The following is a 20,214-nucleotide window of genomic DNA, read 5'->3' on the forward strand; positions in this document are numbered from 1 at the left end:
GTTATGAGCGGGTGCGCCGGAAGTCATGTCCTGCGCCCTCCCCTTCCGCTCGACCGAATCGTTCCCGAGGAACTCCACGTATCAAGGATGCGTCATCGGCCGGGAAGCGTCACATGCCGCCGTGGCGGCGGGGTGCGGCCGGGGCCGGACCCCTCCGGACGGGGGCCTGCCCGGGTCTCCCCGTCCGCCGGCTTGCGGACGGGGCGTGGATGCGCCGGCCGGTCACGGCCGGTCCGTCATCGGACCAGGCCCCAGCGGAAGCCGAGCGCCACGGCGTGCGCGCGGTCCGAGGCGCCGAGCTTCTTGAAGAGCCGCCGGGCGTGCGTCTTCACCGTGTCCTCGGAGAGGAACAGCTCGCGCCCGATCTCCGCGTTGGAACGGCCGTGGCTCATCCCTTCGAGGACCTGGATCTCCCGGGCGGTGAGCGTGGGCGCCGCCCCCATCTCGGCCGACCGCAGCCGGCGCGGGGCGAGCCGCCACGTCGGATCGGCCAGCGCCTGGGTGACGGTCGCCCGCAGCTCGGCCCGTGAGGCGTCCTTGTGGAGATAGCCGCGGGCCCCCGCGGCGACCGCGAGCGCGACGCCGTCCAGGTCCTCCGCGACGGTCAGCATGATGATCCGCGCCCCCGGATCGGCGGAGAGGAGCCGCCGGACGGTCTCCACACCCCCCAGTCCGGGCATGCGCACATCCATGAGAATCAGATCCGAACGGTCGGCGCCCCAGCGGCGGAGGACTTCCTCGCCGTTGGCCGCCGTCGTCACACGCTCGACGCCGGGCACGGTCGCGACCGCGCGACGGAGCGCTTCTCGGGCAAGCGGGGAGTCGTCGCAGACGAGGACGGAAGTCATGACCGCCCTCCGCAGCTGATGCGCGTCACCTTGAGCCTCCAGGCTGTTACAAGTCGTCACCTGTGCGGTTGACGCTCTCGGACACCTGCCCGATCGCTTTCTCTGTCAACCGCTTCCGCCCTCTCAACGATGGTCACTCGAAAGAGTTACGGGTCGGACAACCGAATTCGGCACTCTACGTGAGGTCGCGTGTACGGAGGAGAGCGCCACGGGTTTGTCCAGTCCTCAACCGAAACTTTTCGCGAACACATGCCCCATTTAGCGGGATTTCTTCCCTTTTGCTGGTGTCTGTGGCTAGATTCGCAATCAGTCATATTTACATCTACTAGCACCGTAGATGTACGGTCATGGGCACAGTCTCAGACGATGACCACGACGCTTCCGACTCAGCACGGTTTCGAGGAGACAAGCAATGGCAGATTTCTCCCGCCTTCCCGGACCCAACGCCGATCTGTGGGACTGGCAGCTGCTGGCGGCCTGCCGAGGAGTCGACAGCTCGCTCTTCTTCCACCCCGAGGGGGAACGCGGAGCCGCCCGGAGTGCCCGCGAGACCTCCGCCAAGGAGGTCTGCATGCGGTGCCCGGTGCGCGCCGAGTGCGCGGCCCACGCCCTGGCCGTCCGCGAGCCCTACGGAGTGTGGGGCGGCCTGACCGAGGACGAACGCGAGGAGCTGATGGGCCGCGCCCGCAACCGGCTGATCACGGCCGCCGCGCCCGCGTCCCCGCCGGGACACGGCTGACTCTTCCGTACGACAGCAGGGAAGAAACGTTCCTTCAAACGTTCTTTCACCGCATCGCCGCACCATGGGCACACGCTCAGCGGGCGGCCGCCAGGGAGAGCTGGTCCAGGGTGGCCGCCACGGCCGGGACCTGCGCCAGATCGGGCAGGGTCAGCGCGACGATCTCGCGCTCGATGGCCGGCTCCACCGTGACGGTCCTGGCACCCATCGGGCGTACCGACTCGATCGCGAGGGCCGGCAGCACCGCGACCCCGAGCCCGGCGCCCACCAGCCCGACCACCGCCGGGTAGTCGTCGGTGGCGAAGTCGATGCGCGGGGTGAAGCCGGACTCCTCGCAGACCTCCACGAGCTGGCGGCGGCAGCGCGGGCAGCCCGCGATCCACGATTCCGCGGCCAGTTCGCCGATGCCCACCTCGGTCCGGTCCGCGAGCGCGTGCCCGTCCGGGACCAGGCCGGTCAGCCGGTCGGTGAGCAGCGGCCGGACCACCAGGTCGTCCCATTCGGCGCCCGGAGTGCCGTAGCGGAAGGCCAGCGCGATGTCGCAGTCGCCCTCGCGCAGCATCTCCACCGAGCGGGGCGGTTCGGCCTCGACCAGGGAGACCCGGGTGCCCGGATGGGCGGCCCGCAGGGCCGCGAGGGCGCCCGGGACCAGGCCGGAGCTGCCGCTGGGGAAGGAGACCAGCCGGACCCGGCCGGCCCGCAGTCCGGCGATGGCGGCGACCTCCTCCTCGGCCGCGGTGAGCCCGGCCAGGATGCCCGAGGCATGGCGCACCAGCGCCTCTCCGGCCTGGGTCAGCCGCATCTCGCGTCCGGTGCGGATCAGCAGCGGGGTGCCGGCGGAGGCCTCCAGGGCCTTCATCTGCTGGCTCACGGCGGGCTGGGTGCAGCCCAGCTCGCGGGCCGCGGCGGAGAAGGATCCGGTGGTGGCCACGGCGCGCAGGACGCGGAGATGACGGGCTTCAATCACCCTTCGACTATAAGTGATGCTTGGGTAAGGTGCGAATTATTGACCAGCATCTTTGGGTCAGGAGTCGCTAGCGTGCGGGTATGAACGCGATGACTGTGCTGACCGTGAACGCGGGGCGCCCCACCAGGTCCGTCCACACCGACTCCCCGGGCGGCGTGACCGGGATCGACAAGCACCCCGTGGAGGGTTCCGTCCACGTCGCGGACCCCGGGGCCAAGGGGGAGGGCGGCAGCGGCGTGGCCGGCGACGCGGTCTGCGACCTGCGCCACCACGGCGGCTCCGACCAGGCCGTGTACGCCTTCGCCCGCGAGGAACTCGACGCCTGGGAACGGGTGCTGGGCCACCCCCTGGCCAACGGCGCCTTCGGCGAGAACCTGACCACGCGCGGAGTGACCGTCAGCGGCGCGCTGATCGGGGAGCGCTGGCGGATCGGCGACGAGCTGGTCCTGGAGGTGACCTCCGGCCGGATCCCCTGCCGCACCTTCGCCGGCCACCTCGGCGCCGAGCGGTGGGTCAAGCGCTTCACCCGGGCCGGCGCCCCCGGGGCGTACCTCCGGGTGATCACTCCGGGCAGCATCCGGGCCGGCGACCCGGTGGAGATCGTGCACCGCCCCGGCCACGAGGTGACGGTCGAGATGCAGTTCCGGGCCGTGACCACCCGGCGCGACCTGCTGCCGCGCATCCTCGCGGCCGGTGAGGCCCTGCACCCCGAATCACTGCGCAGGGCGCGGGAGTACGAGGAGAAGCGCGCGACGGTCTCCTGAGCCGTCCGCCCGCCGCCTAGGGGCCCGGTCAGGGGCGCGTCAGGGATCGGCCCCATGTGCCGGGGTGCCCGGGGGCGGAAGCCTGGACGCCATGGAGAAGAGCAGGGGACGGCGGCGGCTGCGACGGGTGCTGATCACGGTGGCCGTGGTGCTGGGGGTACTGGGGGCGGCGGCCGGCGGCGGGTTCGCCTGGCTGTGGACGCGGGCCGATGTGAGCACGGTGGGAAAGGTCGACTTCAACCGGCGGCTGGCCGTGCCGCCCCTGGCGGAGTCCACCGTGACGGCGGACGGCACCCGCGTCTTCGACCTCCGCATGCAGTCGGGCGAGACGGAGTTCCGGCCCGGCCGGGCGACGCCGACCTGGGGGTTCAACGGCAGCTATCTGGGCCCGACGCTGCGCGCGAAGCGCGGTGAGCGCGTGAAGGTGCGGGTGCGCAACGCCCTGGACGAGGCGTCCGGCGTGCACTGGCACGGCATGCACCTGCCCGCCGCGATGGACGGCGGCCCGCATCAGACGGTGGCGGCGGGCGGGAGCTGGTCGCCGTCGTGGACGGTGGACCAGCCGGCCGCGACCCTCTGGTACCACCCGCATCCGCACGGGGCGACCGAACGGCACGTCCAGCGCGGGCTGGCCGGGATGTTCCTGCTCGACGACGACCGTTCCCGGGACCTCGCGCTGCCGAAGACGTACGGCGTGGACGACCTGCCGGTCATCGTGCAGGACGTCCGCTTCGACGGGGACCGCCTCGACCACGGGCACTCCTTCCTCGCCAACACCGGCTTCCTCGGGGACCGCACACTGGTCAACGGCACCCTCGGCCCGTACGCCGAGGTCCGCGACGAACGCGTACGCCTGCGGCTGCTCAACGCGTCCACCGCCCGTATCTACACCTTCGGCTTCGACGACGACCGCTCCTTCGACCTGGTCGCCACCGACGGCGGACTGCTGGAGAAGCCCGCACCCCTGGACCGGATCCAGCTCTCGCCGGGCGAGCGCGCGGAGGTCGTCGTGACGATGCGGCCGGGCGAGCGGACCGTGCTGCGCAGCCATCCGTGGCGCCGGGGCGACTTCTGGGAGAAGCGGTTCAACGGGGGCGACGACTCCTTCGACATCCTGCAACTGCGCGCGGCGAAGACCCTGCGCCCCTCCCCCGCCGTCCCCGCCGCGCTCGGCGAGCCGGGGCTGGAGCTGCCCGACGGCGCGAACGCCGCGCACGGACGGTACTTCGAGCTGCGCCGGTCCGGCATCAACGGGAGGCCGATGGCCATGGACCGGGTCGACGAGACGGTGGTGCGCGGCACCACGGAGACCTGGACGGTCCGCAACGGCGGCGACATGACGCACAACTTCCACGTCCACGACGTGCAGTTCAGGGTCCTGGAGGTGAACGGGCGGCCCCCCGCGCCCGAGTTGCGCGGTCGGAAGGACACGGTGGCGGTCCCGATGGGCACCACGGTGAAGCTCGCGCTGCGCTTCGACGGACCCGCCGATCCGGACACCCCGTACATGTACCACTGCCATCTGCTCTCCCACGAGGACACCGGGATGATGGGCCAGTTCGTCGTGGTCGACCGGGGACAGCGGGCCGGAACCCCGGGTGCGCACGGGGACCACCGGGGCACGCGTTAACGTGCCGCGTATGACGACTGCACTGATTACGGGCGCGACCGCGGGCATCGGGGCCGCCTTCGCACGGCGGCTCGCGGCCCAGGGTCACGATCTCGTGCTGGTGGCCCGTGACACCGAACGGCTGCGGGAGCAGGCCACCGAACTCCACGACCGGCACGGCGTCGAGGCCGAGGTGCTGACCGCCGACCTGTCCCGGGACGACGGGATCGCCTCGGTCGAGAAGCGGCTCGCCGACCCCGGCCGCCCGGTCGATCTGCTGGTCAACAACGCCGGGTTCGGCAACAAGGGCCAGTTCCTGGACGTGCCGATGGCCGACGAGCTGACGATGCTCAAGGTGCACTGCGAGGCGGTGCTGCGGCTGACCTCGGCGGCCTCCGCGGCGATGAGGGAGCGGGGCAGGGGCGGGGTCGTCAATGTGGCCTCCGTCGCCGCGTTCGTGCCGCGCGGCACCTACGGGGCCTCGAAGGCGTGGGTCGTGCAGTTCACCCAGGGCGCGGCGCGGGACCTGGCCGGTTCCGGGGTGCGGCTGATGGCCCTCTGCCCCGGCTTCGTCCGTACGGAGTTCCACCAGCGGGCCGGGATGGGCACGGAGAACATCCCGGGCTGGATGTGGCTGGACGCCGACAAGCTGGTGGCGACGGCGCTGGCGGACCTGGCGCGCGGGAAGTCGCTGTCGATTCCCGATCCCCGGTACAAGGCGCTCATGGGACTGGTGAAGGTGACGCCGCGCGGACTGCTCGGCGGGGTCACCTCCCGTACCGGCCGCAAGTACGGCCCGCGGTAGGTCACCGCGACGGCCGGACCGGGACCGGACGCGCGAAGGCCCGGCACCCCGAGGGGGTGCCGGGCCTCACCGCTGGTGCGGAGGGTGCCGTGCGTCAGTGCGCGTGGCCGTGACCGTGACCGGCCTCCGGCTCCTCCTCGGCCGGCTTCTCGACGACCAGGGTCTCGGTCGTGAGCAGCAGGGAGGCGATGGAGGCGGCGTTCTCCAGGGCGGAGCGGGTGACCTTGACCGGGTCGATGACGCCGGCCTTCACCAGGTCGCCGTACTCGCCGGTGGCGGCGTTGAAGCCCTGGCCCTTGTCCAGCTCGGAGACCTTGGAGGTGATGACGTAACCCTCCAGGCCGGCGTTCTCGGCGATCCAGCGCAGCGGCTCGACGGCGGCGCGGCGGACGACCGCGACACCGGTGGCCTCGTCGCCGGTCTTGTCGAGGTTGCCCTCGAGGACCTTGACGGCGTGGACGATGGCGGAGCCACCACCGGAGACGATGCCCTCCTCGACCGCGGCGCGGGTCGCGGAGATGGCGTCCTCCAGACGGTGCTTCTTCTCCTTGAGCTCCACCTCGGTGGCCGCACCGACGCGGATCACGCAGACACCGCCGGCCAGCTTCGCCAGGCGCTCCTGGAGCTTCTCGCGGTCCCAGTCGGAGTCCGTGGCCTCGATCTCGGCCTTGATCTGGTTGACGCGGCCGGCGACCTCGTCGGACTTGCCGCCACCGTCGACGATGGTGGTGTCGTCCTTGGAGACGGTCACGCGGCGGGCGGTGCCCAGCACGTCCAGACCGGCCTGGTCGAGCTTGAGGCCGACCTCCTCGGCGATGACGGTCGCACCGGTGAGGGTGGCGATGTCGCCGAGCATGGCCTTGCGGCGGTCGCCGAAGCCCGGGGCCTTCACCGCGACGGCGTTGAAGGTGCCGCGGATCTTGTTGACGACCAGGGTCGACAGGGCCTCGCCCTCGACGTCCTCGGCGATGATCAGCAGCGGCTTGGAGCCACCGGCCTGGATGACCTTCTCCAGGAGCGGCAGCAGCTCCTGGATCGAGCCGATCTTGCCCTGGTGGATCAGGATGTACGGGTCGTCGAGGACGGCCTCCATACGCTCCTGGTCGGTCACCATGTACGGCGACAGGTAGCCCTTGTCGAAGGCCATGCCCTCGGTGAAGTCGAGGTCCAGACCGAAGGTGTTGGACTCCTCGACGGTGATGACGCCGTCCTTGCCGACCTTGTCCATCGCGTCCGCGATGAGCTCGCCGACCTGGGCGTCCTGCGCGGAGAGCGCGGCCACGGCGGCGATGTCGGACTTGTCCTCGATCGGGCGGGCGGTCGCGAGGAGCTCCTCGGACACGGCCTTGACCGCGGCGTCGATGCCCTTCTTCAGGGCGGCCGGGGAGGCACCGGCGGCGACGTTGCGCAGACCCTCGCGGACGAGCGCCTGGGCGAGGACGGTGGCGGTGGTCGTACCGTCACCGGCGACGTCGTTGGTCTTGGTCGCGACCTCCTTCACCAGCTGGGCACCGAGGTTCTCGTACGGGTCGTCCAGCTCGACCTCGCGCGCGATGGTGACACCGTCGTTGGTGATGGTGGGGGCACCGAACTTCTTGTCGATGACGACGTTGCGGCCCTTGGGGCCGATCGTCACCTTGACCGTGTCGGCAAGCTTGTTGACGCCGCGCTCGAGGGCGCGACGGGCGTCCTCGTCGAACTTCAGGATCTTCGCCATGGAGCTGAACTGTCCTCTCGAAACAAGAACTGCGCCCCTGCCGCCCGGCTAGTCATTTCGCTGGGGGCCAGGGGCGCAGAAGAAAGCGATGGTGGGTGAATTACTTCTCGATGATCGCGAGAACGTCGCGAGCCGAGAGGACGAGGTACTCCTCGCCGTTGTACTTCACCTCGGTGCCGCCGTACTTGCTGTACAGGACGACATCGCCGGTCTTGACGTCGAGCGGCAGACGCTCGCCGTTCTCGAAGCGGCCCGGACCCACGGCCAGGACGACGCCCTCCTGGGGCTTCTCCTTGGCGGTGTCCGGAATAACCAGGCCGGAGGCCGTGGTCTGCTCGGCGTCGAGCGGCTGGACCACAATGCGGTCCTCGAGCGGCTTGATCGCAACCTTGGAGCTGGCGGTCGACACGATCCGGTCTCCCCCTTCGGAGATCTCACGGGGTCAAAAGTGTGGGGTGGCGACCGCATGGGCCCGTCGTCGCGGGTGCCGGACCGGTCGGTCGCACGGAACTGCTGGCACTCTCCCTCGGGGAGTGCCAGAACCGAGACTATGACCGCGATTAGCACTCGGTCAAGCGGAGTGCCAACGCGCGCCGCTCGTGGCGGCCCGGGATCCCCCTCCGGGGCGACGGTACGCACGGCTGCGCGCCCGCAACGTTCGGGTCACCGTAAGGACAACGCGGGGGCCGGGCGGAGCGTTCCGGTGGACGGTGGCCCCATGCGCCCCCGTGTCCCCGGCACCGCCCGCCCGGCCCCCGCCCGCCTCGGCCCCCTGGTCAGAAACGGTCTCGACCTGACGGCCGGACTGCTCGCCGCCGTCCTGGAGGCCCTGGTCTGCGCGATGGTGGTCTTCATCGTGGACCGTCCGGACCGGGACTTCCTCCAGCCGCCGCCACCGGATCCCGGTCCGCCCCCGATGGACTGGACGACCACGCTCGTCCTCGGTTCGTTCGCCGCGGCCGTCTGCCTCATCGGCGTGGTGCTGCTGCGTCACGGACTGCCGCTGGCGGGCGGCGTGCAGCTGCTCGCGGCGGGGGTCTTCTGCGTGCTGGCGCTGGTGTCCTGGCACAGCCACTACCGGGTGGCGCACCCCGAGGGCGCCGCACCGGCCGTCTCCGCCCCGGACCGCGCCGGCCACCGGTGGACCGGCCGCGCCCCGGACCCCCGGCCCGCGCCGGGGCGGCCGCAGGCGACGACGACCACGGCCCCCGGCGCCCCGTGGTCCCCGCGCACGGACGCGGGCCGCGCGCGCTTCGCGGCCGGCGAGGGGTTCATCCGCTGAGCGGCCTTGCGCCCCAGCCGTTCGATCGGGTCGACCGACTGCGCGCAGCCCGCGGTGGCGGTGAGGAGCGCACCGGCGGTCAGCAGTCCGGCCAGCAGCCGGTGCGCGCTTCTCATACGTAGTCCTCCAGCCGGGCCACCGCGTACCCCTTGTCGGTGATGACCTTCATGACGGAGCGGATCAGGTCGGGCATGCTGCCCTTCCAGTCCTTCTCGCCCCGGAAGTGGGTGAGGATGATGTCGCCGGGGTGCAGGTCCTGGTCCTCCTCGCGCCACTCCATGTGGTCGGGGAAGGCCTCGGCCGCCCAGAGCGGTACGGCGGTGACGCCGCAGGACTTGGCGATGCGCAGGGTGTCGCCGTTGTAGTTGCCGTACGGCGGCCGGAAGAGCCGGGGGCGTTCGCCGTACTGCTGCTGGAGGATGTCCTGCTGGTCGCAGATCTCGCGCTTCTGCTCCGCGTACGAGAGTCCCGGCAGATAGCGGTGGTTCAGGGTGTGGTTGCCGATGACGGCGCCGCGGGCCTCGGCCTCCTTGAAGTAGGCGTAGTCGTCGCGCACCAGGTAGTCGGTGAGGAAGGCGCTGTACGGGATGTTCAGCTCCGACATCATCCTGATCAGCTCGGGGTCCTTGTCGTCCCCGTCGTCCATCGTCAGGAAGACGACCTTCTCCTTGGTGGGGACGGTGGTGAAGACCGGCGGCAGCGAGGCGTCGCCGCCCTCGACCTCGAAGCCCTTGCGGGTGGTGAGGCGCGGTTTGACGGCCGGGGGCAGCGGCGGGGTCAGCGGGGTCTTGGCCAGCCCCCACTTCCTGGCGGCGACCGCGCGGGCGGCCTGGGCCCTGCGGGCCTTCTCCGCCTGTCCGGCGACCGTGCCGGCCGCTCCGGCCGGGGGTCCGGCCGCGGGTCCGCCCGGCTGTCCGGCGCGGGCGGCGGCGGCCTTCGCGGGGTCGGTCACCTGCTTCTCGCCGGTCTCGGCCGCGCAGCCGGAGCCGACGGCGGCGACCAGCAGCGCGGCGAGGACCGCGAAGCCGGGCCGGCGCCGCAGATGCCCGGTGCCGGTCCGTCCGTGCCCCCGCCCGCCCACTGCCTGAACCGGTCTGCGCCATTTCATGAGGAATTCTTCCTTTTGTCGTACTGGCTGCATGGCGCCGCATCCTGCCAGCCCGGAACCGGGCGGCCGGGCCGACACAGCGCCCGCCGCACACGGTCCCCCGGCTGGCGCGCAGCCGACTGGCCCACAATGGGGCGGGTGAACGCTCTCGCCCCGACCGGCCCGTCCGGTGACTCCGACGCCCTCGCCGCCTTCCGGGCCCTGCGCACCCCCGAGGGGGCCGAACTGCTGGCCGGGCTGCGCGACTACGACCCCGCCGCCGAACTGGCCACCGCCACCCGGCTGCGCCGCGACCACCCGGCCGCGCTCGTCTCGGCGGCCCTGGGGCAGGCCCGGCTGCGGCAGCGGGCGGTGGCGAAGTTCGGCGCCGAGGACGCGCACCGGATGTTCTTCACGCCCCACGGGGTGGAACAGGCGACCCGGACCTCGGTGGCCTCGTACCGGGCGCGGCGGTTCGCGGAGGCGGGGGTGCGCCGCGTGGCCGATCTGTGCTGCGGGGTCGGCGGCGACGCCGTCGCGCTCGCGCGGGCGGGCATCGCGGTGCTCGCCGTGGACCGCGATCCGCTGACGGCCGAGGTGGCGAGGGCCAACGCGGCCGCGCTCGGGCTGGACGGGCTGATCGAGGTGCGGTGCGCGGATGTCGCGGACATCGACACCGGGCCGTACGACGCGGTGTTCGTCGATCCGGCCCGGCGCGGCGGGCGGGGCCGGATCTTCGATCCCGAGGCGTACTCACCGCCGCTGTCCTGGGCGACCGGGGCCGCGCTGAAGGCTCCCAGGGCCGCGCTGAAGATCGCCCCGGGGGTGCCGCACGAGGCGATCGACCCGCGCGCGGAGGCCGAGTGGATCTCGGACGGCGGCGAGGTGAAGGAGGCGGTGCTGTGGTTCGGCGAGGGCTTCACGGCCGGGGCGTTCCGCGCGACGGTGCTTCCGTCGGGGGCCACCCTGTCCGCGCCGGCCGCGCTCCCCGCCCCGCCGGTGGGCCCGGTGGGCCGCTATCTGTACGAGCCGGACGGCGCGGTGATCCGGGCGCATCTGGTCGCGGAGATCGTGGAGCGCTGCCGGGGCCGGCTGATCGACCCGATGATCGCGTACGTCACGGGCGACGAGCTGTACGAGTCGCCGTTCACGGCCGGGTACGAGATCACCGATCAGCTGCCGTTCCACGTGAAGCGGCTCAAGGCGCTGCTGCGGGAGCGCGAGGTCGGCGTCCTCACGGTCAAGAAGCGCGGTTCGGCGGTCGAACCGGAGGAGCTGCGCAGGAAGATGAAGCTGCACGGGCCGAACGCGGCGACGGTCTTCCTGACCCGGGTCGCGGACGTGCCGACGATGCTGGTGGGCCGCCCGGTGACCGGCCCGGAGGCCGGCCACCGGTAGCGGCGGGCGGGTTCAGCCGAGGTCGGTCAGCTCGTCGGCGTACACCTGCGAGAGCGGCTGCGGGCCCACGTACTGCTGGCAGTTGCACTGGCCGGACTCGAAGCGCACCGGCTTCTTCTGCTCGTCCCAGGCGGTCGGCACCTCGACGCGTTCGTGGCAGCGGCCCTGCTTGTCGTGCTTGGCGAGGTGGTGCGTGCAGCCGCAGACCGGCTCGGGCGGCCGGTTCGCCGCCTCGACGGCCAGCCGCTCCTGCTTACCGGCCTCCAGCAGTTCGAGCCTGCGGGCGTGCCGGTTGCGCAGCGCCGTACGGACGTTGTCGACCACCCAGCCGAATCCGCCCGTCCAGAAAATGATGAGCACCCACCAGTACCACTCCATGACGCCTCCCCCTGTGGTGTTCGTGTACGGACCAAGGGTAGGGCCGAAGTCAGCGGTGGGCGCCGCCGGTTGACGCTTCGGTCCGGCCGGCCGCGGGGACGCCCGGAATGGTCAGACAGGCCCTAGGAGGGAGAGGACCCAACGGCGGTGCCAGAAGGCCTTGGTGACGCCGATGAGGCCGATGAGCCAGCAGATGAGGCCGAGGCCCATGATCAGGGCCATCAGCCCGTAGGTGTCCTGGCCGCGCACCGCGCCCGCCGGAACCGCGACGCAGGCGTACAGCCCGAGGGCGCAGAGCGCGAAGGACGGGAGCAGCCAGCCGAGGCTCGGCCCCGGCAGCCGCAGCGCGGCGTCGCGTGCCGGATCGCGGTCCAGCCGCCCCCACTGCGCGAGGAGCCGGCGCACCGCACGGTCGCGGCGCAGCCCCAGGACCACGAGGATCGCGGCGGGCACCAGACAGCCGGCGCCCAGCGCGATCAGCACCACGCCGAGGATCGCGGAGACGACGTCGTACGACTCCTCGAAGGTGATGAGCGCGGTCCCGGTCAGCGACCAGCCGAGCGCCGCGAGCAGCCCCCACGTCCACAGGAGCGCGAACCGCCCGGGGCCCAGGTGCGTCCGCACCAGCGCCCCGAGGACATGGGCCCGGTCGGCGAGCAGGGCTCCCCGGTCGGGCCAGGCGCGTATCTCCACGGGCGGCGGGGGCGGCGGCAGCGCCGGGCGTGCGGACATGGCCCCGACCCTATCCAGCGCCGGACCGGGCCCGGCCGCCGCGGCGGTCAGGCGTTGCGCAGGGCCTCGATGTCCAGGCGCTTCATGCCCATCATCGCCTTCATGGCCCGTGCCGCCTTCTCCGGGTCGGGGTCGGTCAGGGCCTCGCCGAGGCCCGGCGGGACGATCTGCCAGGACACCCCGAAGCGGTCCTTCAGCCAGCCGCACTGGCTCTCCTGGCCGCCGTCCGAGGTGAGCTTCGCCCACAGCTCGTCGGCCTCCTCCTGCGACGCGCAGTCGACGGAGAGCGACACGGCCTCGGTGAAGGGGAACTCGGGGCCGCCGTCGAACGCGATGTACTCGGTGCCGTCCAGCTGGAACCGCACCGTCATCACCGCGCCCTCCTCGCCGACCGAGGCCGCGGTCCAGCGGGTCACCTCCAGGACGCGCGAGTCGCCGCCGACGACGGAGACGTAGAGGTCCGCCGCCTCCTCGGCCTGGCCCTTCTCGAACCACAGGAACGTGGTCACCTTCGGCATGGTCTTCTCCTCACTCGGTGGTGCGGAACGCGCTACGGGGTAGACCGGCGGCGGGCCCGGAACTCATCGGCCGGCCCGGTCCAGCAGCAGGGCCCGTTCCCGTGCGTTGCGGGTCAGCTCCGCCGCGCGTACGAACTCGGCGCGCGCCTCGTCCGTACGCCCCATCCGTTCCAGCAGATCCCCGCGCACGCTGGGCAGCAAGTGGTAGGCGCGGAGCGCGGGGTCGGCGGCCAGGGCGTCGACCAGGGCGAGTCCGGCGGCCGGGCCCTCGGCCATGGCGACGGCGACGGCGCGGTTCAGCTCGACCACCGGGGACGGGGTGAGGGCGGCGAGCCGGCCGTAGAGCGCGGCGATGGCCGGCCAGTCGGTGTCCTCGTAGCGCACCGCCCGCGCGTGGCAGGCGGCGATGGCGGCCTGGAGGCCGTAGGGGCCGAGTCCGGTGCCCGCGTCGGCGGCGCTCTCCGCCGAGCGGAGCAGGGCGGCGAGGCCCCGGCGGATCAGCAGCCGGTCCCAGCGGGTGCGGTCCTGGGCGGCGAGGAGGACCGGGGCGCCGTCCGGTCCGGTGCGGGCGGCGGTGCGCGAGGCCTGGAGCTCCAGCAGGGCGGCCAGCCCGTGCACCTCGGGTTCGCGCGCCATCAGTCCGGCCAGGACCCGGGCCAGCCGCAGCGCGTCCTCGCAGAGCGCCGGGCGCAGCAGGTCGTCGCCGGCGGTGGCGGCGTAGCCCTCGTTGAAGACGAGGTAGATCACCTCCAGCACCGAGCCGAGCCGGGCGGTGCGCTCGGGGCCGTACGGCACCTCGAAGGGGACCCCGGCCCTGCCGAGGCTCCGTTTGGCGCGGACGATCCGCTGGGCCACCGTCGCCTCGGAGGTGAGGAAGGCGCGGGCGATCTCCTCGGTGGTGAGGCCGCCCAGCAGGCGCAGGGTGAGGGCGATCCGGGCGTCGGTGGAGAGCACCGGATGGCAGGCGGTGAAGATCAGCCGCAGCAGGTCGTCGTCGATGGAGTCGGGGTCGGTGTCGCCGGGGTCGTCCGCCCGGGGCAGGGCGTCCGGGTCGCGGCCCATCTCGGCGAGTTTGCGGGCGTACGTCTCGCGGCGGCGCACGAGGTCGATGGCGCGGTGCCGGGCGGTGGCCATGAGCCAGGCCCCCGGATTGTCCGGGACGCCGGACTCCGGCCACTGCTCCAGGGCGGCGACGAGGGCGTCCTGGGCCAGTTCCTCGGCGATGCCCACGTCACGGACGATCCGGGCGACCCCCGCGATGATCCGCGCGGACTCGATCCGGAACACCGTCTCCACCGCGCCCGCTGCCGTCACGGCCACCCATCAGAGCAGCCCGCCCCCGGCCGGGCAAACGCGGCCGGGGGCGGCGGGGGCGTCCGGTCAGCCGGCGGGCTCGTCGATGGCCCGGACCTCGCAGGTGACGTTCCAGCTCTCCGGGTGGACGCTCAGGAAGCGGCGGGCCCACTCCAGGGCCTCCTCCTTGTCCTTGCACTGGAGGATGGCGTAGCCGCCGACGACCTCCTTGGTCTCGGTGAAGGGGCCGTCGGTGTGGCTGAGCGTGCCGCCGGACCAGTGGACGCGGGTGCCCTGGGCCGTCGGGGTGAGACCGGCGGTGTCCAGCATCACGCCCGCCTTGTTGATCTCCTCGAAGAGCGCGGTGACGCGCTCGTCGAAGCCGGGGTCGGGCTCGTAGGACTCGGCGGCCCGCTCGTCCAGGCGGATGAGCGACATGAAGCGCGGCATGGTGACTCCTCGGGTCGGGAGGGCGGGGTCCGTTCCCCCGCCTCTCACCCCTGCGTCGAACGGGCGGCCGCCGGATCGACAGCGCCCCGGAAATTCTTTTCGGAAGTGTCCGGGGCGGCCACCCGGCCGCGCCGCCCGGCCGCCGCGCTCAGCCCTCCGCCGGTCCCAGGGACTCGAACCGCCAGCGGTGCACCGGCCGGGTGACGGCGTCCGCGTCCGGCTCGGGCAGTTCGGGGAACGTGTCGCCGAGGCCGCCCTCCCACCAGGTGATGACGAGCACCCGGTCCTGCGGGGCGCGGAGCAGTTCGCTGCGCAGCGGCGTCCGGGCGAGGACGGCGGTCCGGGCGCGCGCCCACTCCAGCAGCTCCGCGCCCCGCCCCTCGGCCGCGCGCGCCTCCCACATCAGGGCGACGGTGGTCCCGCTCATGAGTAGAGGTTGTCCTTGCTGATCTCGTGCACGTGGTCGTGGTCGTGCGCGTGCGCGCCCGGGACGTGCGGGTCGGTGACCGGCAGCGAGGAGTCCGCGGACAGCTCCAGGTCGGAGGCGGGGCGGTTGCGGGCCACCATCTCCGCGCCGAGCGCGGCGACCATGGCCCCGTTGTCGGTGCACAGACCGGGCCGGGGCACGCGCAGCCGGATGCCGGCCCGCTCGCAGCGCTCCTGGGCGAGGGCCCGCAGCCGGGAGTTGGCCGCGACGCCGCCGCCGATCATCAGGTGGTCGACGCCCTCGTCCTTGCAGGCGCGGACGGCCTTGCGGGTGAGCACGTCCACCACGGCCTCCTGGAAGGACGCGGCCACGTCCCGGACCGGCACCTCCTCGCCCGCGGCGCGCTTGGCCTCGATCCAGCGGGCGACGGAGGTCTTCAGCCCGGAGAAGGAGAAGTCGTACGCGGGGTCGCGCGAGCCGGTCAGTCCGCGCGGGAAGGCGATGGCGGCCGGGTCCCCCTCCTTCGCGAGGCGGTCGATGACGGGGCCGCCGGGGAAGCCGAGGTTCAGCACCCGGGCGATCTTGTCGAAGGCCTCGCCCGCCGCGTCGTCGATGGTCGCGCCGAGCGGCCGCACGTCGGCGGTGATGTCCGGGGCGAGCAGCAGCGAGGAGTGCCCGCCGCTGACCAGGAGCGCCATGGTGGGCTCGGGCAGCGGGCCGTGCTCCAGCTGGTCGACGCAGATGTGCGAGGCGAGGTGGTTCACCCCGTAGAGCGGCTTGTTCAGGGCGTACGCGTACGCCTTGGCGGCCGAGACGCCGACGAGCAGGGCGCCGGCGAGGCCGGGTCCGGCGGTGACGGCGATGCCGTCGAGGTCGCGTCCGCTGACCCCGGCCTCCTTCAGGGCGCGCTCGATCGTGGGGACCATGGCCTCCAGATGGGCGCGGGAGGCGATCTCGGGGACGACGCCGCCGAAACGGGCGTGGGTGTCGACGCTGGACGCGACGGCGTCGGCGAGCAGCGTCGTCCCCCGGACGATGCCGACGCCGGTCTCGTCGCAGGAGGTCTCGATGCCGAGTACGAGCGGTTCGTCAGCCATCAGTCAGTCTCTGTTCCTGTTCCCGGTGCGTCGTGGTGTGCGTCGTCGCCCGTGTCGCCGCCCAGCTCCTCGTGCAGGTGCAGGCGCATGACGAGCGCGTCGATGTTGCCGGGCTGGTAGTAGCCGCGGCGGAAGCCGATCGGTTCGAAGCCGAAGCGTTCGTAGAGCTTCTGCGCCCGGAGGTTGTCGACGCGGACCTCCAGCAGCACCTCGGCGCATTCGAAGGCCGTGGCGTGCTTGAGGAGGTCGGTCAGCAGCGCGGCGCCGAGCCCGCCGCCCCAGTGGTCGCGGGTGACGCCGATGGTCTGGACGTCGGCGAGGTCGCCCGCGGCGGCGAGGCCCGCGTAGCCGACGATCCGGCCGGTGGCGGGGTCCTCGGCGACGACGTAGCGGCGGGTGGCCCCGGCGCCCCGGGCGTGGGCCAGCTCGGACCAGAACATGCCGGACGACCAGGAGTCCTCCGGGAACAGCTCGTGCTCCAGGGCGAGCACCGGTTCGATGTCCCACCAGCGCATCTCGCGCAGCACCGCGGTCGTGACGGTCACTGGGGCGTGACCACCTTGTAGTTCTTCGGCACCTGCGCGTCGGGCCTGCGGAGGTAGAGCGGCTGCGGGGGCAGCAGCGCGTCCCCCGCGGCCAGCCGTTCGGCGGCGAGGGCGGCCAGCTCGCCGGCCGCCACGTGCTCGGGGCCGCGCGCGTCGGGGAAGGCCTCCGGGTAGAGCACCGCGCCGGCGCCGACGACGGGCAGTCCGGCGAGCCGTTCGGCGAGGTCGGCGGGCCGGTCGACGGCGGGCCCCTCGGTCCGGGTGCGGGCGTCCTCGTAGCGCGCCCAGTAGACCTCCTTGCGGCGGGCGTCCGTCGCGACGGCGAAGGGGCCGGTGAGCCCGGCCCGTCCGGCGGCGTACGCGAGGCCGTCCAGGGTGCAGACGCCGTGTACGGGGACGGAGAGCGCGGAGCCGAAGGTGGCGGCCGTGACCAGGCCGACCCGCAGTCCGGTGTAGGGGCCGGGGCCGACGCCCACGACCACGCCCGTCACGGCGTCGAGCGTCGTCCCGGCCTCGGCGAGGACCCGGTCGACGGCGGGCAGCAGCAGTTCCCCGTGCCGGCGGGCGTCGACCTGACCGGACTCGGCGACGACGCGGGTCCCGTCGTGGAGGGCGACGGTGACGGCGGGGGTGGCGGTATCCATGGCGAGCAAGAGCACGCAAACAGCCTACGGCGCCGCCGCGGGCGGGGCGGCGCCCCGTACGGCGTCCCGGGAGCGGCCGCCCCGGCTGCTACCGTCACCGGGTGCACGCGAAATACGTGTAAACGCTTGTACGACATACCGCACACGCGTGGACGCGGAGAACGGCGAAAGGGGCCGCACGGTGTCAAGGCGCAGCTCGGGAATCGTGGCCGGGCTCACCGCGGCGGCCGTCGCCGTGGTCGGCTTCCTGGCCTACCAGGCGTCGGCGAACGTCCCCGACGACCTCTCCGCCGCCCCGAAGGCCTCCGCCAGCGCCCCGGCCAAGGACGGTCACGCCGTCAAGCCGAAGCCGAAGCGGGACCCGCTCGCGGTGCCGGCCGCCTCCGGGACCGGGACGCGCGTGGTCTACGCGCTGCACGACCGCCGGGTGTGGCTGGTGGACGCGCACGGCAAGGCGACCCGGACCTTCAAGGTGATGCCGGGCACGGTCTCGCCGGCCCCGGGCACCTACCGGGTCGGCTCGCGCTCCGGCAAGGTCACCGGTTCGGACGGGGTGCCGATCGAGCACGTGGTCCGCTTCACCTCCGTCGACGATGTGACGATCGGTTTCAGCGCGGCCCAGGACGGCTCGATGGACGCCCCCGATCCGTCGGTGAAGGCGGGCGGGGTGCGCATGGCGCGGGCGGACGGCGACGCGGTGTGGACCTTCGCCACGGTGAACGCGAAGGTGGTCGTGGTCCCGTAGGGACCGGTGGGAGGTGCCGCGGAACCGTCCCCCTCCCGGGGTCGCCCGCCCCGTCTCAGGACCGTCGCGCGCCCGCGCCCGTGCTCTCGCGCGGCGCGGGCGTTCTGTTTCCGGGCGGCGGGCAGGCGGGCGGGGTGGAGACCGCGGTGGCCGCGGCCCCCGCGGCGAGCAGGTCTCTCATCGATACCGCCCGCGGCGGTCGGGCTTCGCGCTCCGGTGTCGGCATGGACGCCTCCTGGGGCTCTGCGGGAAGGCACGTTAGGCAGACCTAACCTGCTCTCGTCCTCCATGTGACCACGCGCGCACCGCCCGGCGCAACATCTTCCCGACACCTTGTCGGAAACAGCCTCCGGCGCCCCGGCTACCGGACCGTCTCCCAGGGCGCCCAGGACGAGGAGCGCAGCCCCGACCAGCGGGCGCCGACGCCGACGAGCGTCACCACGCGCCGCTCGTCGTCGGTGTCGCCGACCGCCCGGTCGATCAGCACCCGGAGCCGGTCGTCGGACAGCTCCTCGACCTTGCCGTCGCCCCATTCGACGACCACCACCGACTCCGGCAGCGACACGTCCAGGTCCAGGTCCTCCATCTCGTCGAGCCCGCCGCCGAGCCGGTAGGCGTCGACGTGCACCAGGGCGGGGCCGTCGCCCAGCGGGGGGTGGACGCGGGCGATGACGAAGGTCGGCGAGGTGACGGCGCCCCGCACCCCCAGCCCCTCGCCCAGGCCCCGGGTCAGGGTGGTCTTCCCGGCGCCCAGTTCGCCGGTGAGCATCACCAGGTCGCCGGGGCGCAGCACGGACGCGACGCGGCGGCCGAGGGCCCGCATCTGTTCGGGGGAATCGACGGTGAGCTTCAGGGTGACGGTGCCGGGGGCGGGCTCGGCGGCCGGGCCGTTGTGCGGTGCTTCCATGCCCGCCAACGTTAGGGCCTTTCGGCCTCGGGCACGGCGCCCGCCCGTACCAGCAGATCGGCGAGGCGGTCGGTCACCGTTTCGGGGTGCTCCAGCATCACCAGGTGCCCGGCGTCCGGGACGATGACCAGTTCCGCGTCGGGCAGCCGGTCGGCGATGGCCTCGCTGTGCGAGCTGGGGGTCACCAGGTCCTTGTCCCCGGCCAGGATCAGCACGGGCACGTCCCGGAAGAGGTGCAGGGCGTCGGTCTTGTCGTGCTCGGCGAAGGCGGGGTAGAACTCCGCGACGACGTCGATGGGCGTGGACTCGATGAGCCGTTCCGCGAACCGGGCGACGGCCGGGTCCACGTCCCGGGAGCCGAAGGAGTAGCGCTTGATCAGCCCGGCGAACAGGTCCGCCGTGGCCCGCCGGCCCCGTTCCACCAGCTCCGCCTGGGAGCCGAGCGCCTTCAGCACGCCGGGCAGCACCCGCCGCACGGCGTTCATCCCGGCCACCGGCAGCCCGAAGCTGACCTCGTTCAGCCGGCCGCTGGAGGTGCCGACGAAGGCGACGGCGACGACGCGCTCGCGCATCAGCTCCGGGTACTGGTCGGCGAACGACATCACCGTCATCCCGCCCATGGAGTGGCCGACCAGGACCAGCGGCCCCTCGGGGGCGGCGGCGTCGACGACCGCCTTGAGGTCGCGGCCCAGCTGGTCGATGCCGACGTGCACGCCCTGCGCCTGGGCCCGGCCGCGCTCGGAGCGGCCGTGGCTGCGCTGGTCCCAGTGGACGGTGCGCACGAGACCGCGCAGGGCCGCCCGCTGGAAGTGCCAGGAGTCCTGGCCGAGGCAGTAGCCGTGGCTGAAGACGACGGTGACGGGGGCGGGGGCCTTGCGCCCGAAGAGCCGCCGCCTGCGGTGCCCGGCGGCGGCGGGCGCGCCACCCGCCCCGGCGCCGGCCGCCGGCCCGGCCTCGTCGATCTCGTAGTACAGCTCGGTGCCGTCGTCGGCGACGGCCCTCCCCGGCAGCCCGCGCAGCGAGCCGTACGGTCCGGTGGCGTCCAGGGCCAGCCGGGCCCGCTTGCGCATGCTCCGGCCGACCGTCAGCCGCTCGACCGCGACACCGGCCGCGGCCCCGGCGGCGAGCACGCCTATGGCCGCCCCGGCGATCCCGGCCCGGCGCCATCCGGCCGCCGAAGCGGCCGCCGCCGCGTCCTGCGCGCTGATCCCACTCACCGTGCCGCACTCCTCGTCCGTCGGTCGTCCCGTCCCGGCCGGAAC

At 73.1% G+C, this 20,214-nt stretch carries 22 protein-coding genes and 1 pseudogene; 7 read left to right on the top strand and 16 right to left on the bottom strand.

The features are described from left to right. Window positions 1–236: 236 nt before the first annotated feature. Window positions 237–848: a response regulator transcription factor gene (locus ACZ4FH_RS18115; RefSeq protein WP_003948568.1), complete on the bottom strand. Its 612-nt coding sequence runs from the start codon at window positions 846–848 to the stop codon at window positions 237–239. 412 nt (window positions 849–1,260) lie between these two features. Here ACZ4FH_RS18115 and ACZ4FH_RS18120 point away from each other — a divergent pair, with 412 nt between their 5' ends. Continuing rightward, complete coding sequence (locus ACZ4FH_RS18120; RefSeq protein ID WP_018101161.1) at window positions 1,261–1,587, top strand: WhiB family transcriptional regulator; 327 nt, start codon at window positions 1,261–1,263, stop codon at window positions 1,585–1,587. A gap of 76 nt (window positions 1,588–1,663) precedes the next feature. On the opposite strand, the gene ACZ4FH_RS18125 is transcribed toward ACZ4FH_RS18120, so the two are convergent. Next, on the bottom strand, window positions 1,664–2,554 hold the full coding sequence (locus ACZ4FH_RS18125; RefSeq protein ID WP_467305735.1) for a LysR family transcriptional regulator: 891 nt from the start codon (window positions 2,552–2,554) through the stop codon (window positions 1,664–1,666). 89 nt (window positions 2,555–2,643) lie between these two features. On the opposite strand from ACZ4FH_RS18125, the gene ACZ4FH_RS18130 reads away from it, so the two are divergent. The 3 genes from ACZ4FH_RS18130 to ACZ4FH_RS18140 all read left to right on the top strand — a co-directional run bounded on the left by ACZ4FH_RS18130 (window position 2,644) and on the right by ACZ4FH_RS18140 (window position 5,732). Continuing rightward, complete coding sequence (locus ACZ4FH_RS18130; RefSeq protein ID WP_467305806.1) at window positions 2,644–3,318, top strand: MOSC domain-containing protein; 675 nt, start codon at window positions 2,644–2,646, stop codon at window positions 3,316–3,318. Between the two features lie 91 nt (window positions 3,319–3,409). Next, window positions 3,410–4,948, top strand: a complete 1,539-nt coding sequence (locus ACZ4FH_RS18135) for a multicopper oxidase family protein (RefSeq protein WP_467305736.1) — start codon at window positions 3,410–3,412, stop codon at window positions 4,946–4,948. Between the two features lie 10 nt (window positions 4,949–4,958). Further along, window positions 4,959–5,732 carry an SDR family NAD(P)-dependent oxidoreductase gene (locus tag ACZ4FH_RS18140; RefSeq protein WP_467305738.1) on the top strand — a complete coding sequence of 258 codons (774 nt, stop codon included), beginning with the start codon at window positions 4,959–4,961 and terminating at the stop codon, window positions 5,730–5,732. Between the two features lie 94 nt (window positions 5,733–5,826). Here the strand turns inward: ACZ4FH_RS18140 and groL are convergent, their stop codons facing one another. Continuing rightward, window positions 5,827–7,449: a chaperonin GroEL gene (groL, locus tag ACZ4FH_RS18145; protein ID WP_467305739.1), complete on the bottom strand. Its 1,623-nt coding sequence runs from the start codon at window positions 7,447–7,449 to the stop codon at window positions 5,827–5,829. Between the two features lie 100 nt (window positions 7,450–7,549). Further along, on the bottom strand, window positions 7,550–7,858 hold the full coding sequence (groES, locus tag ACZ4FH_RS18150) for a co-chaperone GroES (RefSeq protein ID WP_018101172.1): 309 nt from the start codon (window positions 7,856–7,858) through the stop codon (window positions 7,550–7,552). 309 nt (window positions 7,859–8,167) lie between these two features. On the opposite strand from groES, the gene ACZ4FH_RS18155 reads away from it, so the two are divergent. Beyond that, complete coding sequence (locus ACZ4FH_RS18155) at window positions 8,168–8,731, top strand: hypothetical protein (protein ID WP_467305741.1); 564 nt, start codon at window positions 8,168–8,170, stop codon at window positions 8,729–8,731. Window positions 8,732–8,843: 112 nt separating this feature from the next. Here the strand turns inward: ACZ4FH_RS18155 and ACZ4FH_RS18160 are convergent, their stop codons facing one another. Continuing rightward, the gene (locus ACZ4FH_RS18160) at window positions 8,844–9,839 is read right to left on the bottom strand and encodes a polysaccharide deacetylase family protein (RefSeq protein WP_467305743.1); all 996 of its coding nucleotides are present in this window, start codon (window positions 9,837–9,839) and stop codon (window positions 8,844–8,846) included. A 129-nt stretch (window positions 9,840–9,968) separates the two neighbouring features. Here ACZ4FH_RS18160 and ACZ4FH_RS18165 point away from each other — a divergent pair, with 129 nt between their 5' ends. Continuing rightward, on the top strand, window positions 9,969–11,216 hold the full coding sequence (locus tag ACZ4FH_RS18165) for a class I SAM-dependent methyltransferase (RefSeq protein ID WP_467305745.1): 1,248 nt from the start codon (window positions 9,969–9,971) through the stop codon (window positions 11,214–11,216). Window positions 11,217–11,228: 12 nt separating this feature from the next. Here ACZ4FH_RS18165 and ACZ4FH_RS18170 read toward each other — a convergent pair whose 3' ends face one another. The 9 genes from ACZ4FH_RS18170 to tsaB all read right to left on the bottom strand — a co-directional run bounded on the left by ACZ4FH_RS18170 (window position 11,229) and on the right by tsaB (window position 17,300). After that, the gene (locus ACZ4FH_RS18170) at window positions 11,229–11,594 is read right to left on the bottom strand and encodes a hypothetical protein (protein WP_467305746.1); all 366 of its coding nucleotides are present in this window, start codon (window positions 11,592–11,594) and stop codon (window positions 11,229–11,231) included. Between the two features lie 111 nt (window positions 11,595–11,705). Further along, window positions 11,706–12,326 carry a hypothetical protein gene (locus tag ACZ4FH_RS18175; RefSeq protein WP_467305748.1) on the bottom strand — a complete coding sequence of 207 codons (621 nt, stop codon included), beginning with the start codon at window positions 12,324–12,326 and terminating at the stop codon, window positions 11,706–11,708. Between the two features lie 47 nt (window positions 12,327–12,373). Continuing rightward, complete coding sequence (locus ACZ4FH_RS18180; protein ID WP_467305750.1) at window positions 12,374–12,844, bottom strand: VOC family protein; 471 nt, start codon at window positions 12,842–12,844, stop codon at window positions 12,374–12,376. Between the two features lie 63 nt (window positions 12,845–12,907). Continuing rightward, window positions 12,908–14,158, bottom strand: coding sequence for an RNA polymerase sigma factor (locus tag ACZ4FH_RS18185; RefSeq protein ID WP_467305752.1), 1,251 nt, complete (start codon window positions 14,156–14,158; stop codon window positions 12,908–12,910). A gap of 66 nt (window positions 14,159–14,224) precedes the next feature. Beyond that, window positions 14,225–14,587, bottom strand: coding sequence for a YciI family protein (locus ACZ4FH_RS18190; RefSeq protein ID WP_383639902.1), 363 nt, complete (start codon window positions 14,585–14,587; stop codon window positions 14,225–14,227). A gap of 148 nt (window positions 14,588–14,735) precedes the next feature. Next, window positions 14,736–15,014: a hypothetical protein gene (locus ACZ4FH_RS18195; protein ID WP_467305754.1), complete on the bottom strand. Its 279-nt coding sequence runs from the start codon at window positions 15,012–15,014 to the stop codon at window positions 14,736–14,738. Further along, on the bottom strand, window positions 15,011–16,111 hold the full coding sequence (gene tsaD, locus ACZ4FH_RS18200) for a tRNA (adenosine(37)-N6)-threonylcarbamoyltransferase complex transferase subunit TsaD (RefSeq protein ID WP_383639908.1): 1,101 nt from the start codon (window positions 16,109–16,111) through the stop codon (window positions 15,011–15,013). The genes ACZ4FH_RS18195 and tsaD overlap by 4 nt, the downstream gene beginning before the upstream one ends. After that, a complete protein-coding gene (rimI, locus tag ACZ4FH_RS18205; RefSeq protein WP_467305755.1) occupies window positions 16,111–16,656 on the bottom strand; it encodes a ribosomal protein S18-alanine N-acetyltransferase in 546 nt (181 codons plus the stop codon). Before rimI ends, tsaD begins: the two co-directional genes overlap by 1 nt. Then, window positions 16,653–17,300, bottom strand: a complete 648-nt coding sequence (gene tsaB, locus ACZ4FH_RS18210) for a tRNA (adenosine(37)-N6)-threonylcarbamoyltransferase complex dimerization subunit type 1 TsaB (RefSeq protein WP_467305808.1) — start codon at window positions 17,298–17,300, stop codon at window positions 16,653–16,655. The genes rimI and tsaB overlap by 4 nt, the downstream gene beginning before the upstream one ends. 205 nt (window positions 17,301–17,505) lie before the next feature. Between tsaB and ACZ4FH_RS18215 the strand changes: the two genes are divergently transcribed. After that, window positions 17,506–18,045 carry a hypothetical protein gene (locus ACZ4FH_RS18215; protein ID WP_467305810.1) on the top strand — a complete coding sequence of 180 codons (540 nt, stop codon included), beginning with the start codon at window positions 17,506–17,508 and terminating at the stop codon, window positions 18,043–18,045. A 361-nt stretch (window positions 18,046–18,406) separates the two neighbouring features. Here ACZ4FH_RS18215 and tsaE read toward each other — a convergent pair whose 3' ends face one another. Together tsaE and ACZ4FH_RS18225 are read right to left on the bottom strand one after the other, a co-directional pair. Next, a complete protein-coding gene (gene tsaE, locus ACZ4FH_RS18220) occupies window positions 18,407–18,952 on the bottom strand; it encodes a tRNA (adenosine(37)-N6)-threonylcarbamoyltransferase complex ATPase subunit type 1 TsaE (RefSeq protein WP_467305757.1) in 546 nt (181 codons plus the stop codon). Continuing rightward, window positions 18,921–20,169, bottom strand: a pseudogene (locus ACZ4FH_RS18225) (alpha/beta fold hydrolase); the annotation flags it as partial. The gene tsaE and the pseudogene ACZ4FH_RS18225, both read right to left, overlap by 32 nt. Window positions 20,170–20,214 lie beyond the last annotated feature (45 nt).

Source organism: Streptomyces sp. NPDC024555 (assembly GCF_055559335.1).